The sequence below is a fragment of the Herbaspirillum sp. Sphag64 genome (assembly GCF_014192645.1).
Lineage (GTDB): Bacteria > Pseudomonadota > Gammaproteobacteria > Burkholderiales > Burkholderiaceae_D > Herbaspirillum.
Map to the genome: position 1 here is coordinate 115,518 of NZ_JACHYE010000009.1, position 16,590 is coordinate 132,107.

Sequence of the window (16,590 nt, forward strand, 5' to 3'; positions counted from 1 at the left end):
TCCCGCGCAGCCGTCCAGATCCTCGCCGTTCCGGCGCCCGGCTCAGGTAGAATCTCGGGATTCGTTCTCAAGATTGACTATGCACATTCATATCCTCGGCATTTGCGGCACCTTCATGGGGGGCCTGGCAGTGCTGGCCAAACAGGCCGGCCACAAGGTTACCGGCTGCGATGCCAATGTCTACCCCCCGATGAGCACCCAGCTGGAGGCTCAGGGCATTGAATTGATTCAAGGTTTTGGGCCGGAACAGATCCGGTTGCAACCCGATCTGTTTATCATCGGCAACGTGGTCTCGCGCGGCAATCCCTTGATGGAAGAAATCCTCAATCGTGGCTTGCCCTACATGTCCGGACCGCAATGGATGGGGCAACATATCCTGCGTGACAAATGGGTTCTGGCGGTTGCTGGCACCCATGGCAAAACCACCACCTCGGCAATGCTGGCGTGGATACTCGAACATGCCGGCTATGCCCCGGGGTTCCTGATTGGTGGCGTGCCGATGAATTTTGGCATTTCTGCGCGCTTGTCAGGCCCAACTACGGCTAAACAAAGCGATTCCGTGTTCTTCGTCATTGAAGCCGATGAGTACGATACTGCTTTCTTCGACAAGCGCAGTAAATTCGTGCACTACCATGCGCGCACGGCAATCCTGAACAATCTCGAATACGATCATGCAGACATCTTCCCTGATCTGACCGCGATCGAGACCCAGTTTCACCATCTGGTACGCACGGTTCCCGGCATCGGCCGCTTACTGGTGAACGCCCGTGAGCCAGCATTGGAGCGCGTGATTGCTCGTGGCTGCTGGAGCGAGTGCGAATCCTTTGGTGTTGCTGCCGGGGAATCTGGCTGGGCTATCCAAACCCATGACGATGGCAGCTTTGCGATTTTCTTCGATGGCCAGTTGCAAGGGACCGTGCAATGGCCGCTCACCGGCGAGCACAACCGCCTCAATGCGCTGGCAGCAGTAGCTGCCGCGCGCCATGTTGGGGTTGCCCCGGCAATAGCGATTGAGGCGCTGGCGCGCTTTGAAAGTGTCAAACGGCGCATGGAATTGCGCGGCACAGCCAATGGTGTGGCGGTCTATGACGACTTTGCCCATCACCCTACCGCGATTGCGACCACCGTTGCCGGTTTGCGCAAGAAGGTCGGCAATGCGCGCATCCTGGCGGTGTTGGAGCCGCGCTCCAACACCATGAAGCTAGGCACCATGAAAGAGGCCTTGCCAGGGAGTCTGGCGCAGGCCGATCTGGTCTTTGGCTTTGGTGCCAAGGGCAATCCGAAGGAGGCACTGGGCTGGGATCTTGGACAGGCATTGGCACCGCTGGGTGACAAGGCGCAGGCCTTTGACGATCTCGCCGCGCTGGTGCAGGCAGTCAAGCGCGCCGCACAACCCGGGGATCAGGTGTTGGTCATGAGTAACGGTGGTTTTGGTGGTGTGCATCAAAAACTGCTGGATGCGCTCGCATGATTCTGTATCTGCACGGCTTCCGCTCCTCGCCGCAGTCTTTCAAGGCGAGGGTGATGTCGCAACGGATGCAGGCACTGGGGCGCGCGCAAGACTATCTTTGCCCGCAGTTGCCGGCTTCACCGGCAGCGGCGATAGCGTTGGCGCTGCAGTGCATTGGTGCTTGCCCACCGGAACAACTGACGGTAGTCGGTTCTTCGTTGGGCGGTTTCTATGCCACCTGGCTGGCTGAAAAACTGGGTTGTCGTGCCGTACTGCTTAATCCGGCAGTCAAGCCACCGCGTGATCTGGAGTCCTATGTCGGCGTGACGACCCAATATCATTCTGATGCGCCGTTCGAGTTCAAGCGCGCGTACATTGACGAACTCAAGACCTTGATGATCGACCGGATCACCCAGCCGCAACGTTACTTTCTGATTGCCGCAACCGGCGACGAAGTGCTCGACTGGCGCGATATGGTGGCGCATTATCCGGGCGCCCAGCACACCGTGATTGAAGGTAGTGACCATGGCATCGCCGAGTTTGCCGACTACGCGGATGCGGTATTGCGCTTTTGCGGGGTTGATCCCTTGCCGACAACTTCCGGCAAGCGTAGTCAATGAGTCTGCCGATGAGTCTGTCAACACTGCACAGTCGCGCACGGTGGTTCGATCATCCACTGGCGCTGAGACCCGGATCGGTCCTGCGCAGCTGGCTGGCGGATCCCGGCTCGATGACCTACAAGTTGCGTGCACGGTGTCAGGAACTACGGGTGCAAAGGTTGCGTCAATGCACCGGCAACGCACTTGCTGACGAATGTGATCTGCTGCAACTGACACCACGAGTGCCAGTACAGGAACGGGATGTGATCTTGCATTGTGATGGTCAGCCGGTGCTGTTCGGGCATACGGTGGCTGCGTTGTCAGCATTGCCTGCCTGGCCGTTTTTCGGGCGATTGGGCGAACGGCCGTTGGGCGCGAGTCTGTTTGCCGATCCGCTGGTACAGCGCGGTGCAATCCAGTTTGCGCGTCTGTATGCTGGCCATCCCTTGCTCAGGCGACTCTGTGCCGGGCTGGCACCGGTTCAGGTAGCGGCGGTGCAGGCGGCCTTGCCCTTGTATGCGCGGCGTTCTTTGTTTCGTCGCCAAGGCAGATTGCTGCTGGTGACTGATGTTTTCTTACCCGCTCTCAGCACGCTGATGGCGGTCAATATTGACGAATCCTGATGCAGTTTCTGCATTGTTAACTAAGTAATCGATGAATTTATTTTTTGAAGAATCCGGTGATTTCAAGGCTGGCAGCGTACTGTCCCAGCAGGGCGAGGCCTATCAGGTCGAGTTGATCACCGGCAAGCGTAGCAAGGTCAAGGCCAAGGATGTCGTGTTGCAGTTCGCGACACCGGCACCGGCAGTGTTGGTCGAGCAGGCGCAGGCTATTGCACAGGAAATTGACCTCGACTTTCTATGGGAAGTCGCTGGACAGGAGGAGTTTGCCTTCGCTGACCTCGGTACTGAATATTTTGGCCATCCGCCGCTGCCACATGAAGCAGCGGGTTTGCTGATGTGTCTGCATTCTTCCCCGATTTACTTCTACAAGAAAGGCCGAGGCCGTTATAAGGCTGCACCGGAAGCTTCCTTGCAGGCAGCGTTGGCCGGGATCGAAAAGAAAAAGCAGCAAGCGCTGGTGCAGGCCGAGTATATCGAGCAGCTCAAGGCAGGCAGCTTGCCGGCGGCATTCAAGCCGCTGGCGCTGCAACTGCTGTTCCGGCCGGATAAAAACAGTATTGAATACAAGGCTCTGGATGCGGCCTGCAAGGAATTGCAAACCACACCGCAACGACTGATGCTCAGCACTGGCGGCCTGGCTTCGCCGAAGCAGTTGCATGATGCCAAATTTCTGTTTGAATATTTCCCCAAGGGCAGCGGCTTCCCTGATGTCAGTGTCCCCTTGCCGCCAGCTAATTTGCCGTTGGCCGACGTTCAGGCATTTTCGATTGATGATGTCACCACGACCGAGATTGATGATGCCCTGTCGGTCGTGACGCTGGCCGATGGCAAGATTCGTGTCGGCATTCACATTGCCGCACCGGGCCTGGGGATCCGGCGTGATGATGCACTCGATGCGATTGCCCGCCAGCGCATGTCGACTGTTTACATGCCCGGCGAAAAAATCACCATGCTCCCCGACGCACTGGTGGCCGCCTATACGTTGGATGCCGGCAAACCATGTCCGGCACTGTCGCTGTACGCCACACTGGACCCGGCCGACTGGTCGGTACTGGAGACTGAAACATGTGCAGAGCTGGTACCTATTGCTGCCAATCTGCGCCACAACGATCTCGATGCACTGGTCACTGAAGAAGCATTGGCCGCTAACAGTGGCGACTATGCGCACAAGGCTGAAATTGGCCTGCTATGGCAATGGGCGCAAGTGCTGGAAAAAGGCCGCATGGCCAAACGTGAAAGTTTTGGTCTGCGCCCCGAACAAAACAATCGCGTCGATTTCAATTTCTATGTCGACGACGACATCGTCACCATTACCCGCCGCAAGCGTGGTGCACCGTTGGACAAGATCGTCGCCGAGCTGATGATCTTCGCCAACAGTACCTGGGGCAAGTTCATGGCCGACCACGGCGTCCCGGGCATTTATCGTGCGCAGGGCGGCGGCAGTGGTGGCTGGGCCGCCAAGATGCAGGTACGTATGGTCACCCATGCCGCACCCCATCAAGGCCTGGGCGTGGATCAATACGCCTGGAGCACTTCGCCGTTGCGGCGCTATACCGACCTGGTCAATCAGTGGCAGATTCTGGCTTGTCTCGAACACGGCGTCGCTGCGCCGCTGGCAGCACCGTTCAAACCACGTGATGCCGATCTGTTTGCCATCGTCTCTTCATTTGATTCGGCCTATTCCGGCTATGCCGACTTCCAGTCCGGCATGGAGCGCTACTGGTGTCTGCGCTGGCTGACTCAACAACAGGCACGTCAGGTCGATGCTGTGGTGCTCAAGGACGAAATCCTGCGACTGGTGGATATCCCGCTGGTCATTCGCCTGCCCGGCATGCCGCAGATTGCGCGTGGCCTGCAGGTCAAACTGGATCTGTTGCGCTGGGATGAGGTTGACCTCACGGTCGAGGCACGACTGCTCGATGTGCCAGTTGCGCAGCCCGCCAATGCCGATGCCGTGCTCAATGAGGATGACGATGAGGATGGCGCTGGCGGCGAAGGGAACGAAGGGAGTGAAAATGGAGAAATGCCTTCCGATGAAACCGGGATCGAGAGCGCCATTCCTTCAGAGACATCGACCGGAACTGACGTAGAACCGCCGGATCAGGCCTAGCTTTGTCGTAAAATCACTTTTTCCGCTCTCGTCGCGCCTGTGAAACCGTTCGTTGAAAATCGACTCCTCACCGGTGCACTCGCGCTCTCTGCGCTGGTGCACCTGATCTTGCTGGGCATCCATTTTGCTGCCCCGGCGAGCTTTCGCCTGCGACCTTCCGATCCCGGGCTGGAAGTGATTCTGGTCAATGCCAAACACGCACAGGCACCACAAAAAGCTGATGCAATTGCACAGGCCAATCTTGACGGCGGCGGCAATGCCGATGACGGACGCGCCAAGTCGCCCTTGCCCGACATGCACAAGGTCGAGGAAGGCGATAGCATCAAGGCGGTGCGGCGTCAGGTCGCCGAGCTCGAAGCGCAACAGCAGAAAGTTCTGTCACAGCTCAATCAGAGCACGACTGCAATCGTCTCGCCGCAGCGTCAGATACCGCAACCGCTCCCGTTGCAACCGAATGCTCGTGATCTCCAGGATGCGCAGGCCATCGCCCGCATGGAAGCAGAAGTCAACCGCAATATCGAGGCTTACAATAAGCGACCAAAGAAGACGCAAATCACTGCGCGCACGCGAGAAGCCAATTACGCCATCTATTACAAGAGCTTGCAGGAAAAGATTGAGAAGCTGGGGACACTCAATTTTCCCCAGCAGGATGGTAAAAAGCTCTACGGTGAGCTGATTGTCTACATTCCAGTATTTCAGGATGGCAGTATTTACGAAAAAGAAGGCGGCGCCAGAGTAGAGGCCAGCTCCGGTAATCCCGTTCTCGACCGCGCAGCGCTGGCGATCGTGCGCCGTTCGGCACCGTTTGGCAGCTTCCCGGCCAGTATGCGCAGCAGTGGCAGCAACGAGGTGTGGGAAGTGATTACGCGCTTCCGTTTCACCCATCAGGATACCCTGGAAGCCGAAGTCAGCACGGTGCAGTGAGTAGCAGAATCGAACACAACAGACACCAAGAACAGAGACCAAGAGTAGAGACTCCGCATGGATGCATACGTCGTTATCGGCAACCCGATTGCCCACAGCAAATCACCAGAAATCCACGCCGGGTTTGCCCGTCAAACTGGTCAGACGCTGAGCTATGAACGCCTGCTCGCACCGTTGGACGATTTCCCGGCAACGGTACGACGCTTCATTGCCGATGGTGGTTGCGGTGCCAATGTCACCGTTCCCTTCAAGCTGCAGGCACACACGCTGGCGGATCAGGTGACTGAACGCGCGCGTCTGGCAGGCGCCGTCAACACACTCAAATTTGAGCATGGCGCGATACTTGGTGACAACACCGATGGCGCGGGACTGGTTACCGACATTGTTGTCAACGCTGGCGTAACGTTGACAGGCAAACGGGTACTGCTACTCGGCGCCGGCGGTGCTGCCCGTGGCGCCTTGCTGCCGTTGCTCGAACAACAGCCTGCGGAACTGGTGCTGGCCAATCGCACTGTGTCCAAGGCACAGGAGCTGGTCGCGCAGTTTGTGCCGTTCGCCAATGAGAGTCCCTTGGAGGCGAGCGTTTATGCTGATCTGGAAGGCTCCTTTGATGTCATTATCAACGCCACCTCCGCCAGTCTGGAAGCCGAAGTGCCGCCAATTTCTGGGGCCGTCTTTACAACCACAACACTGGCTTACGACATGATGTATGGGAGTGCTCCGACCGTATTTATGCAGTTTGCTGCGCAACACGGCGCACTTGTGCGCGATGGCCTCGGTATGCTGATCGAGCAGGCGGCCGAAGCTTTCTTGCTCTGGCGTGGTGTGCGTCCGACGACGGCAGAGGTGTTTGCCACTTTACGTGCACAGTTGTCGGCAGCAGTGAAGTAACAGGTGCTGCCTGCATCATTGTCGGCTTGTTGGAATACACTTGCCATGCACACGTAACGCCGTTCGATAGGACAAAGATAAAAAAATGAAAATCCTGCGCAAGTTGTTTCTGTGGCTGGTCGTCGTACCATTTTCGCTGGTGCTGTTGTTACAGCTTTATTTCTTCGTGCAGATCTGGTGGTGGGTTGATCACAATCCGACATCCACCAGCTTCATGCGTCATCAATTATCCCTGTTGCAAGAAAAGAATCCGAGTGCGCAGTTGCAGTTCCAATGGGTACCTTACGATCGCATTTCCAATAATCTCAAGCGTGCCATCATCGCCTCCGAAGATGCGAATTTCACGGAACATGAAGGCGTAGACTGGGATGCGCTGCAAAAGGCCTACGAGAAAAACGCCAAGAAAGGCAAGGTCGTCGCCGGCGGTTCCACCATCACCCAGCAGTTGGCCAAGAATCTGTTTCTATCCGGTGAGCGCAGTTACGTCCGCAAAGGGCAGGAATTCATCATTACCTATATGCTCGAGTTTTTGATGGACAAGCGGCGCATCTTTGAGATTTACCTCAACGTTGTCGAGTGGGGCAATGGCGTCTTTGGTGCCGAGGCGGCATCCCAGCACTACTACCATAGCAGTGCCGCCAGCCTGGGACCAAGTCAGGCCGCGCGATTGGCGGTGATGCTGCCGCGGCCCCGGTTTTACGACAAGAACCCGGGTTCCGCCTATCTCGCCAGTCGCACCGAATTGATCCTGCATCGTATGAATGCTGCCGAGCTGCCGCCGCTTAAGCCCAAGACGCCATCAGCACCGGCCGTTAAACCGAAGCATGCCAAGCCCAAGCACTGATACTGGCATCTGGCATCGAGGTTGTTCAGGGTAGTGTATTGATGGGATTCCAGCGGCCCTTTTCGGCACGATACAGGGTGTAGTGGAAGTTCTCGATGCTGCCATCGGCGGCAAATGATATTTGCCCGGACAATCCGTTGAATTTGATCTTGTGCAGGGTTTGCACTAACACAGCTGGCTCCATCGACTTCGATACTTTCATCGCTTCCACCAGTGCACCAACGGCATCATAGGCAAATAGGGAGTAAATAGTGAGGGGAGTAGAGAAAGTCGCGTGGTAAGATTTTTCGAGTGCTTTGAAATCAGGTCTTTTTTCAACGGGAACCCCCGATTCGAGCAACAAGGTGCCATCGGGATAATCCTCGGTGCTGACCGGGAACTGCGGATTACGCGCGCCGCCCGCCAGCAAGAGCTTGGGCGATAGACCGCTCTGATGCAGGCGAACGGCAAACGCGCTCGGTTGTGGCATGACACCGGCAAAGAAGATCAGATCGGGTTTGCTTCGGATGACTTTGGCCAGGATATCGTTGAAGTCCGAACTCTTGTCACTGATCCTGTCTTCTGCCACAAGATTCCCACCTTTGTCTGCCAAAGCAGCCTTGAACCTGGCGCTCAGTTCGCGCCCCAGGACGGTGTCGTTATAGACCAGCATGATGCGCTGCGCCTGCAACACATGGATTGCCTCTTCTGCCAGATACAGGCCAGCATTACCACTATGGCTGAGCATCTGGAACACGTTATCTAAGCCTCTGTCGATAAACGCACGACCGGCAGCAGTCGGTGATAGCTGAGGGATATGTGCCTGGTGGTAGATTTCGGAGGCGGTGATGCTGGTGTCGGTCGTCAGATGGCCGATCACCCCGATCACACGCGCATTGACGGCGTTGTGTGCACCAATGCGGGCAAAATTCAGATCATTCTTGTCATCAATTTCAAGCAACTTCAGCGTTACACGTTGGCCATTGACCTGCAATCCTTCCTGATTGATGCGACTGATCGCGAACCGCACACCATGCAATGTACCGAGACCGCGTGGCTGGAGTAAGGGGCCTGCAACGGCAATCAACGCAGTCTGACTGTTATCCTGTGCCACGGTGGTTGCTGTCATGAGCATCATGAGCAACGCTAGTACAGGTTTGTGGAAGCAGGGAAAAGTCGGCATGACGCACCTCCGGTCTCAAGCTCGATGATCACGGATTTATAGCATGAAAGCAATCGGCAAAAGGGTGAAGCACGCTTTTAAGATCGCTTGTTGTCTCTAGTGTGGCAATGTTGCTGTGTGTACAGAATCATTGGTTGAGCTAATTAAGACGGATACAGTGCACCTAGCAAGCGCAAGCCACTTGCGCCAGTCACTGCTGGCAGATTGCCGGGCAATCGCAGGCAGAAACGCTGTGCCAGCCAGGCGAATGCCAGTGCCTCGACCTGGTGCGGTGGCACGCCCAGTATTGCCGTCGATTCGACCGCAATCGCTTTGCTACGTTGCAGCAACGCCAACTCCAGAAGGCGCATCAGAAACGTGTTGTAAGCGCCACCTCCACAGACATAGAGCGCCGCTGTTTCGGGTGCATGGGTGGTGATGGCATCGGCGATGGTCGCTGCGGTAAAGGCGGTCAGCGTTGCCTGCACATCTGCAGCAGACAATTGCGCGAACGCTTGCAGATGTTGATCGAGCCAGGCAGCATGGAACAAATCGCGGCCAGTACTCTTGGGTGGCGGTAGCGCAAGATAGGGATCGTTGCACAAGGTCTGCAGCAGTGTCTGATCAATGGTGCCGGATGCACCCCAGGCGCCATCGCGGTCGAAGTCCAGACCTTGATGCCGGGCAATCCAGGCATCCATCAGGACGTTACCTGGGCCAGTATCGAAACCTGAAGTACCTGCCATGGCTGGATCATTTGCCGGTGGCAGTATGCTGATGTTGCTGATGCCGCCAATGTTGACCACGACGCGCATCTCGTGCGCACTGCCAAAGATCGCCTGATGGAAAGCCGGAACCAGTGGCGCACCTTGGCCGCCAGCTGCAATATCGCGACTGCGAAAATCGGCAATTACATCAATTCCGCATAGCTCTGCCAGTAGTGCCGCATTGTTGGTCTGACGGGTGAACCCCAGTTCCGGACGATGGCGGATAGTTTGGCCGTGAACACCCACAGCACGGATCTCTGACCCCGATTTTTCACTCTGCAGCAGCAACGCCGCAATGCACTGCGCATAGTGCTCGGCCAGTTGATTTGCTGCCAGTGCCTCTCGCTGTAACTCGTTGTCACTGGTGCTCTGCAAGGACATCAGTTCGGCGCGCAGAGTATTGCTGAAGGGAATATAAGCTGTCGCCAGCGTTGTCATGCTGGAATTGTCGACTGGTAACGTCGCCAGCACGCCATCGACACCATCCAGACTGGTGCCTGACATCAGTCCGATATAAAGCGGTGAGGAAGAATTGAACACGCAAGCGCGGGCAGAAGTGAAATCGGCAGCCATAAAAAAACCGGTGATGAAGTCGCTGCATTTTACAGCGATTCCAGCACCGGTCAGTAGCCCAGATGCACTCAGGGCAACGTTACCAGCAAGCCCTAGCGTGCCGCCAGCGTCGCGTTTGCGCTACCTGCCGGACGCAGCAATGCCAGGCGGCGACTCATGTCAGTGGAGACCGCACGGAAGCGTTGCAGCTGATTGCCGGCCAGCGGTTGCGCATTCGGAATATCCACCGTCAGTGGGTCACGAGGCACATTGTTGATACGGAATTCATAGTGCAAATGTGGTCCGGTGGCCCAGCCTGTCATGCCGACATAGCCGATCAGTTCACCCTGACTCACCTTCATGCCCTTGCGCAAACCGGGAGCAATACGGCTCATGTGGCCGTAGACGGTCGAATAGTTGCTCCAGTGCTTGATCATGACCACGTTGCCATAGCCCGTTTGTTGACCTGCGAAGTCGATCACGCCGTCGCCAGAGGCATGAATTGGGGTACCCGTTGGCGCCGCGAAATCCACACCCTTGTGCTGTTTCCAGATGCCCAGAATGGGATGCAGGCGCATCGCAAATCCCGAAGAGATCCGGGTAAATGTCAGTGGGGATTTGAGGAAGGCCTTCTTCAGTGACTTACCATCAAACGAATAGTAGCCACCGCCAATTTTGCTACCCGGGTCATCGAACCAGACTGCCTGATAGTTGTTGCCGGCATTGTTGAATTCGCCAGCGAGCACGCGCCCGGTGCGAACCGGCTCGCCATTACTCCAGAAGGTTTCATAGACTACCGTAAAGCGGTCACCGCGCCGCAGGTCGGAGGCGAAGTTGATGTTGGTGGCAAACATATCCACAATTTGGCTGGCGATGGCGTCGGGGATTTCTGCGCTGTCGGTGGCCGCAAACAGTGATGAGCGAATCACCCCGGAGCGCATTTCGACACGCCGCTCCAGTTGGGCCGGTTCGGTCCGTGCCTGGAATTTGTCGCCATGGCGATCAATGACCAGCGTGCTGACCGGGCTGCTGCTATTGCTGTTGTCGCTCAGAGTAGTGGTCAGCTGCTCCAGTTGTCCTTCGTCGGAGGTGCGCGCGATCACGCGCTTGCCCGCACGCAGTTGCATCACGGTGCGCGCGGTCGCATCTGACTTGATGAAATTGGCCGCGTCGCTATCGTCCACACCGAGCCGCGTCAGCAAACTAGCCAGCGTATCACCGGGACGAACGCGTTCCTGACTGATATAGGTGTTTTGCTGATCTTCCAGATGGGCAATCTGTTGTTGCAGATTTGGCAACGGCAGATCCTTGACAATCGGATGCACGGGCGCGTCTGAAGTATCCGGGTTGGCAGGCGCAAAACCGGCCGCGCCCAGTGTGAACGCCGCCAGAAACAAGGCACCTGCGCCGAGAATGCGGGTCTTGCGCGAGGCGCCATGAAATTTCTCGTGGCAGAGCAGGGAGGCGTTGCGACTTAGCTCGCGCACGCGCTTGAATTTATCTTTAGGGGACATGCAATACGTTAAAATCTACCGTTTAACGCTGGTGTCGAATCTGTTTCCAGGAAAAGTGGTGCGAGAGCAACCCTGACAGCATCGCAAACAGGATTGCTGCAGATAAGTTGCTTGCCGTTTGCTGTTGGCCGACATGTTGTCGGTCCGGGCAAGAGGCAACGCAATTCCAACTCAGTTCCAAGCCAACCGCAGCGCCGTCAATACCCTCCGTTTGACGTTCGCTGGTTGCAGATTCTCGACGAGCGATGAATGCTGATTCTCTGCTGATTGCGCTTCTAAGTGGCGTGCGGCAGAAAGACGAAAGTGCGCATTATAGCAAAGCATCTGCGCAATTTTGTCGGTTCTGGTACGAATTCAGACGCGCGGAAGTCAGTTTTTTCAAGTCATGCTTTTTAGTTAATTTTTAGTATTTTTCTTTGTATTTATTTAGTAATTTTTTAGCAATTTTTCCTGTGAAATTTAGCCAGATTCAGTGACATCAATGAGCCTCGAACAATCCTCCTCCAAGTCCACTCCAGCAGTAGCCCCGCAAGCTTCCTTGCCGCTCTCCGATCAAGTGCAGGAAGCACTGGCCATCACCAAACGCGGCGTCGACGAGCTGCTCATCGAGAGCGAATTCGCGCAGAAGCTGGCGCGCGCTGAACAAAGCGGGCAGCCCCTGCGCATCAAACTTGGTCTGGATCCGACCGCGCCCGACCTGCATCTTGGTCACACCGTGGTGCTCAACAAGATGCGCCAGTTGCAAAATCTCGGTCATAACGTGATTTTCCTCATTGGTGATTTCACCTCCATGATCGGCGATCCGTCTGGTCGCAATGCCACGCGTCCTCCACTGACGCGGGAACAGATCGAGCTCAATGCCAAGACTTATTTTGCGCAAGCCAGTCTGGTATTGGACCCGCAACGCACCGAGATTCGTTACAACTCGGAGTGGTGTGATCCGCTCGGCAGTCGCGGCATGATTCAACTGGCCTCGCGCTATACCGTTGCGCGCATGATGGAGCGTGACGACTTCACCAAACGCTTCAAGGAAGGCACGCCGATTTCGGTTCATGAATTTCTGTATCCACTGATGCAGGGCTATGACTCGGTAGCGCTGAAGTCCGACCTCGAACTCGGTGGTACTGACCAGAAATTCAACCTGCTCGTTGGCCGTGAATTGCAGAAGGACTTCGGTCAGGAGCCGCAATGTATCCTCACGATGCCGCTGCTGGAAGGACTCGACGGCGTCGACAAGATGTCCAAGTCCAAGAACAATTACATCGGTATCACCGAGCCGGCCAATACCATGTTTGCCAAGGTGATGAGCATCTCCGATGTCATGATGTGGCGTTACTATGAGTTGCTGTCATTCCGTTCGCTGGCCGATATTGCTGGTTATCGCAAGGCCGTGGAAGAAGGGCAGAATCCACGCGACATCAAGGTTGCGCTGGCACAGGAAATCGTGACTCGCTTCCATTCGCAGCAGGCAGCAGAAGATGCGTTGGCTGATTTCGTCAACCGCTCCAAGGGCGGCATCCCTGACGATATTCCAGAGCTGGCACTGAGCGGTGCTCCCCTGGGTATCGGTCAACTGCTTAAGCAAGCCAATCTGTGCGCTTCTACCTCGGAAGCTTTGCGTATGGTCGAGCAGGGTGGCGTGCGTATTGATGGCACTGTCATCAGTGACAAGGGCCTCAAGGTCGAACCAGGTGCATTCGTGGTGCAAGTTGGCAAGCGCAAGTTTGCTCGCGTGACGCTGAGCTAAGTCAGGGTCATCAACACAGAAGCGAATACGAAAGCACAATGATCAATCTGTTACAACGCGTCACCCGTGCCGACGTCGTCGTTGACGGCGAGCAGATCGGTGCCATTGGTACTGGCCTGCTGGTGCTGGTGTGCGCCGAGCGTGGCGATACCGAGCAGCAAGCCGATGCCTTGCTCAACAAGCTGCTCGGTTATCGGGTGTTTAGCGACGATGCCGGCAAGATGAACCGTAGTGTCAGCGATGTGGGTGGCGGTTTGTTGCTGGTGCCGCAATTCACGCTGGCGGCTGATACCCGCTCTGGTACGCGTCCTTCGTTTACGCCGGCAGCGGCACCTGAAGATGGTCGTCGCCTGTTTGACTATTTTGTTGCCCAGGCCCGCGCCCGTCATTCCGACGTGGCTACAGGGCGCTTTGGTGCCGATATGCAAGTGTCGCTGACCAACAACGGCCCGGTTACCTTCTGGCTGCAGGTCAAACCGACAACCGTAGGATAATGGCTGGCACGCATAGCTGAAACTTTTGAGGAGAGCACACATGAAAGTCTGGAGCGAATCTTTTCAGGATGGCGCTGCCATTCCCGGTGAATTTGCATTTGCTGTGATCGATCCCAAGAGCCACATCGCTCTCTCGTCGAATCGTAACCCGCATCTGGCCTGGAGTGATGTACCTGCTGCTGCGAAATCACTGGTGCTGGTTTGCCACGATCCTGATGTGCCATCGCGAGGCGACGACGTCAATCAGGAAGGGCGTGCCGTCCCGGCAGAGCTGCTGCGGGTCGACTTCTATCACTGGACGCTGGTTGATATTCCGCTCACGGTCAGTAGCATTGCCGCTGGACAACTGAGCAATGGTGTGACCACACGCGGTAAAGCCGGCCCGAGCATCCCCGGTGATCCACTGCATGGTGCGCGTCACGGCATTAACGATTACACCGGCTGGTTCGCTGGTGACGGCGACATGCGCGGCGACTATTTTGGCTACGACGGTCCTTGCCCACCATGGAATGATGCCCTGCTGCATCATTACGTGTTCACGCTCTACGCACTGGATGTGGCTGCGTTGCAGGTATCGGGGCAATTCACCGGTAGCGATGTTCGCAACGCCTTGCAAGGCCATGTGTTGGCGCAAGCCAGCATCACCGGCACCTACACGCTCAACCCGGCACTCAAGTGAGTTGAAATCCGGCCGTTACCAGACTCTCCAGATCCACAACGCGACGTAATCTAATGACTGACATCCTGCTGATCCGACACGGCGAAACCGACTGGAATGTCGACAAGCGTCTGCAAGGGCATATTGATATCGCACTCAATGCGGAAGGCCGCCGTCAGGCCGCCGCATTGGGGGCGGCGCTCGCTGAAGAAACCTTGGATGCCGTGTTTGCCAGCGATTTACAGCGTGCCCGCGATACGGCGCAGGCAGTTGCCCAGCAACAAGGTCTGACGGTGCAGATCGTGCCGGCCCTGCGCGAGCGTTGCTACGGTGGCTTCGAAGGCCTGCGTCATCAGGAGATCGCCCAGCCTTATCCGGCCGACTATGTCGCCTGGAAAGCGCGCGAGCCGGATGCCCGATACCCGGCGGGCGAGCGTGTGGCGGAAACCATGCGCGAGTTTTCCGCACGGGCAGTGGCCGCCGTGATGGAACTGGTAAAGCAAAATAATTACCGCAAGATCGTCATCGTGACCCATGGCGGCGTGCTCGAATGCCTGTACCGCTGGTCGCAGCAAAGCGGTTTTGGCAAGGCACGCGACTTCGATATCTTCAATGCCAGCATTAATCGTCTGCGCTGGGATGGCAGTCATGCCCACATTCAGCAATGGGGCGATATTGCGCACCTGCGTGCGGAAACGCTTGATGAGGTTGATCGCTGAACTGGATCCGCTTCAGCGTCAGCATCGTCTGACAGAGCCATCACAAATCCGATATCTCAGCGTCTCCAGCCTTTATCGCACTTGCTTGTCAGAATGACATTGTGTGGCAGCAAGTGCGCTGCACGACCAATTCTTGTTGGGAGAGGCCCGCAATCGCGCTAAAATAGCGCCCTTCCCCCGCATTACCATCGCGACCGTCTTTCTAACCGTCTGCCCAACGTGAATATTGGCCCTCATTTTCTGCGCAACAAGGTATTCGTCGCCCCCATGGCCGGGGTGACGGACCGCCCTTTCCGTCAGCTGTGCAAACAGCTCGGCGCAGGTTATGCCGTGTCAGAAATGGCAGCCTCCGATCCGCGTTTGTGGCAGAGCGAAAAGACCTCGCGACGAACCAATCACGACGGTGAGATGGAGCCCAAGGCAGTCCAGATTGCCGGTGCCGATCCTGCGATGCTGGCCGATTGTGCGCGTCACAATGTCGATCGCGGGGCACAGATCATCGATATCAACATGGGCTGCCCGGTCAAGAAGGTCTGTAACAGCTGGTGCGGTTCAGCCCTGTTGCAAAACGAAACTCTGGTGGCCAGCATTCTGGAGGCCGTGGTCAAAGCTGTTGATGTGCCCGTCACTTTGAAATTCCGTACTGGCTGGAACCGCGAAAATAAAAATGCACTCCGTATTGCCGCGCTGGCTGAGCAAAGCGGCATCGCCATGCTCACCCTGCATGGCCGCACGCGTGCTGATGGTTACAGCGGCGAAGCCGAATACGAGACCATCGCTGCGGTGAAAGCCGCCGTCAAGATTCCGCTGGTGGCCAATGGCGACATCACGACTCCAGAGCGTGCCAAGCATGTGCTGGAAGTCACCGGAGCAGATGCCGTCATGATCGGTCGAGCCGCACAAGGTCGGCCCTGGATCTTTCGCGAGATCGATCATTACCTCAACACCGGCACGCATTTGCCACCACCACTGGTGGCCGAGGTGCAGGAGCTGATGCTGGAACATCTACAAGCACACTATGCGTTTTATGGTGAGTATCTGGGGGTGCGTACGGCGCGCAAACATATCGGCTGGTATGTGCGCGATCTGCCAGGTGGCGAGGATTTCCGGCAGCGGATGAACCGGCTGGAAGACTGCCAGCAGCAGTGGAATGCCGTGCGTGAATTTTTCCAATCGCAGGCCAGTTATGGCGAGCGGTTACAATACGGACTTTGCGAGGCGGCAATGGCAGCCTGATTGGCGCCGGCGTTTGCGATGCGAGTCAAATATCAATCCATTCAATAAGAATAGAAGTACCGCGTAATGAGTAAAGAAAGTATCGAGGATGTCGTCAGGAAGAGCCTTGACAAATATTTCAAGGATCTCGGCGAGCAACTGCCAACAAATGTCTATGACATGGTCGTCTTGACGGTCGAAAAACCGATCTTCGAGGCGGTGATGGCACGTGCCGACGGCAATCAGTCCCAAGCAGCAGAAATTCTCGGTATCAACCGCAACACCTTGCGCAAGAAGCTGCAGCAGCACGGTTTGCTGTAAGCCTGGTGCGGCGCAGTAGTG

The 16,590-nt window shown here is 56.5% G+C and carries 16 protein-coding genes; 13 read left to right on the forward strand and 3 right to left on the reverse strand.

Annotated elements, in window-relative coordinates:
* Nucleotides 1-79: 79 nt before the first annotated feature.
* The 7 genes from mpl to mtgA all read left to right on the forward strand — a co-directional run bounded on the left by mpl (nt 80) and on the right by mtgA (nt 7,441).
* Nucleotides 80-1,471, forward strand: coding sequence for a UDP-N-acetylmuramate:L-alanyl-gamma-D-glutamyl-meso-diaminopimelate ligase (gene mpl, locus FHW66_RS14950; RefSeq protein WP_183380610.1), 1,392 nt, complete (start codon nt 80-82; stop codon nt 1,469-1,471).
* Nucleotides 1,468-2,070, forward strand: a complete 603-nt coding sequence (locus FHW66_RS14955) for a YqiA/YcfP family alpha/beta fold hydrolase (protein ID WP_183380611.1) — start codon at nt 1,468-1,470, stop codon at nt 2,068-2,070. Before mpl ends, FHW66_RS14955 begins: the two co-directional genes overlap by 4 nt.
* Before the next feature lie 8 nt (nt 2,071-2,078).
* Nucleotides 2,079-2,672, forward strand: a complete 594-nt coding sequence (locus FHW66_RS14960; protein WP_183380612.1) for a chorismate lyase — start codon at nt 2,079-2,081, stop codon at nt 2,670-2,672.
* A 31-nt stretch (nt 2,673-2,703) separates the two neighbouring features.
* Nucleotides 2,704-4,782, forward strand: a complete 2,079-nt coding sequence (locus FHW66_RS14965) for a ribonuclease catalytic domain-containing protein (protein ID WP_183380613.1) — start codon at nt 2,704-2,706, stop codon at nt 4,780-4,782.
* A gap of 39 nt (nt 4,783-4,821) precedes the next feature.
* Nucleotides 4,822-5,706, forward strand: a complete 885-nt coding sequence (locus tag FHW66_RS14970) for a TonB C-terminal domain-containing protein (RefSeq protein WP_183380614.1) — start codon at nt 4,822-4,824, stop codon at nt 5,704-5,706.
* 57 nt (nt 5,707-5,763) lie between these two features.
* A complete protein-coding gene (gene aroE, locus FHW66_RS14975) occupies nt 5,764-6,597 on the forward strand; it encodes a shikimate dehydrogenase (RefSeq protein WP_183380615.1) in 834 nt (277 codons plus the stop codon).
* 85 nt (nt 6,598-6,682) lie between these two features.
* Complete coding sequence (gene mtgA, locus FHW66_RS14980; RefSeq protein ID WP_183380616.1) at nt 6,683-7,441, forward strand: monofunctional biosynthetic peptidoglycan transglycosylase; 759 nt, start codon at nt 6,683-6,685, stop codon at nt 7,439-7,441.
* A gap of 25 nt (nt 7,442-7,466) precedes the next feature.
* Here mtgA and FHW66_RS14985 read toward each other — a convergent pair whose 3' ends face one another.
* The 3 genes from FHW66_RS14985 to FHW66_RS14995 all read right to left on the reverse strand — a co-directional run bounded on the left by FHW66_RS14985 (nt 7,467) and on the right by FHW66_RS14995 (nt 11,415).
* Nucleotides 7,467-8,603: a branched-chain amino acid ABC transporter substrate-binding protein gene (locus FHW66_RS14985; protein ID WP_255458993.1), complete on the reverse strand. Its 1,137-nt coding sequence runs from the start codon at nt 8,601-8,603 to the stop codon at nt 7,467-7,469.
* A 143-nt stretch (nt 8,604-8,746) separates the two neighbouring features.
* Nucleotides 8,747-9,922, reverse strand: a complete 1,176-nt coding sequence (locus FHW66_RS14990) for an anhydro-N-acetylmuramic acid kinase (RefSeq protein ID WP_183380617.1) — start codon at nt 9,920-9,922, stop codon at nt 8,747-8,749.
* Nucleotides 9,923-10,014: 92 nt separating this feature from the next.
* A complete protein-coding gene (locus FHW66_RS14995; protein WP_183380618.1) occupies nt 10,015-11,415 on the reverse strand; it encodes a peptidoglycan DD-metalloendopeptidase family protein in 1,401 nt (466 codons plus the stop codon).
* A 481-nt stretch (nt 11,416-11,896) separates the two neighbouring features.
* Here FHW66_RS14995 and tyrS point away from each other — a divergent pair, with 481 nt between their 5' ends.
* The 6 genes from tyrS (at nt 11,897) to FHW66_RS15025 (ending at nt 16,569) form a co-directional block, all read left to right on the forward strand.
* Entirely contained in the window at nt 11,897-13,162 is a 1,266-nt protein-coding gene (gene tyrS / locus FHW66_RS15000; RefSeq protein ID WP_183380619.1) for a tyrosine--tRNA ligase, read from the forward strand.
* A 38-nt stretch (nt 13,163-13,200) separates the two neighbouring features.
* Entirely contained in the window at nt 13,201-13,656 is a 456-nt protein-coding gene (dtd, locus tag FHW66_RS15005; RefSeq protein ID WP_183380620.1) for a D-aminoacyl-tRNA deacylase, read from the forward strand.
* Between the two features lie 40 nt (nt 13,657-13,696).
* Nucleotides 13,697-14,335 carry a YbhB/YbcL family Raf kinase inhibitor-like protein gene (locus tag FHW66_RS15010; protein WP_183380621.1) on the forward strand — a complete coding sequence of 213 codons (639 nt, stop codon included), beginning with the start codon at nt 13,697-13,699 and terminating at the stop codon, nt 14,333-14,335.
* Nucleotides 14,336-14,388: 53 nt separating this feature from the next.
* Nucleotides 14,389-15,033, forward strand: coding sequence for a histidine phosphatase family protein (locus FHW66_RS15015; protein ID WP_183380622.1), 645 nt, complete (start codon nt 14,389-14,391; stop codon nt 15,031-15,033).
* A gap of 219 nt (nt 15,034-15,252) precedes the next feature.
* The gene (dusB, locus tag FHW66_RS15020) at nt 15,253-16,269 is read left to right on the forward strand and encodes a tRNA dihydrouridine synthase DusB (RefSeq protein ID WP_183380623.1); all 1,017 of its coding nucleotides are present in this window, start codon (nt 15,253-15,255) and stop codon (nt 16,267-16,269) included.
* A gap of 66 nt (nt 16,270-16,335) precedes the next feature.
* Entirely contained in the window at nt 16,336-16,569 is a 234-nt protein-coding gene (locus tag FHW66_RS15025) for a Fis family transcriptional regulator (RefSeq protein ID WP_183380624.1), read from the forward strand.
* Nucleotides 16,570-16,590 lie beyond the last annotated feature (21 nt).

Excerpts from the sequence above, each read along its gene's own strand:
- mpl (WP_183380610.1), top strand. The coding sequence starts at position 80 with ATGCACATTCATATCCTCGGCATTTGCGGCACCTTCATGGGGGGCCTG.
- FHW66_RS14955 (WP_183380611.1), top strand. The coding sequence starts at position 1,468 with ATGATTCTGTATCTGCACGGCTTCCGCTCCTCGCCGCAGTCTTTCAAG.
- FHW66_RS14960 (WP_183380612.1), top strand. The coding sequence starts at position 2,079 with ATGAGTCTGTCAACACTGCACAGTCGCGCACGGTGGTTCGATCATCCA.
- FHW66_RS14965 (WP_183380613.1), top strand. The coding sequence starts at position 2,704 with ATGAATTTATTTTTTGAAGAATCCGGTGATTTCAAGGCTGGCAGCGTA.
- aroE (WP_183380615.1), top strand. The coding sequence starts at position 5,764 with ATGGATGCATACGTCGTTATCGGCAACCCGATTGCCCACAGCAAATCA.
- mtgA (WP_183380616.1), top strand. The coding sequence starts at position 6,683 with ATGAAAATCCTGCGCAAGTTGTTTCTGTGGCTGGTCGTCGTACCATTT.
- FHW66_RS14985 (WP_255458993.1), bottom strand. The coding sequence starts at position 8,603 with ATGCCGACTTTTCCCTGCTTCCACAAACCTGTACTAGCGTTGCTCATG.
- FHW66_RS14990 (WP_183380617.1), bottom strand. The coding sequence starts at position 9,922 with ATGGCTGCCGATTTCACTTCTGCCCGCGCTTGCGTGTTCAATTCTTCC.
- FHW66_RS14995 (WP_183380618.1), bottom strand. The coding sequence starts at position 11,415 with ATGTCCCCTAAAGATAAATTCAAGCGCGTGCGCGAGCTAAGTCGCAAC.
- tyrS (WP_183380619.1), top strand. The coding sequence starts at position 11,897 with ATGAGCCTCGAACAATCCTCCTCCAAGTCCACTCCAGCAGTAGCCCCG.
- dtd (WP_183380620.1), top strand. The coding sequence starts at position 13,201 with ATGATCAATCTGTTACAACGCGTCACCCGTGCCGACGTCGTCGTTGAC.
- FHW66_RS15010 (WP_183380621.1), top strand. The coding sequence starts at position 13,697 with ATGAAAGTCTGGAGCGAATCTTTTCAGGATGGCGCTGCCATTCCCGGT.
- FHW66_RS15015 (WP_183380622.1), top strand. The coding sequence starts at position 14,389 with ATGACTGACATCCTGCTGATCCGACACGGCGAAACCGACTGGAATGTC.
- FHW66_RS15025 (WP_183380624.1), top strand. The coding sequence starts at position 16,336 with ATGAGTAAAGAAAGTATCGAGGATGTCGTCAGGAAGAGCCTTGACAAA.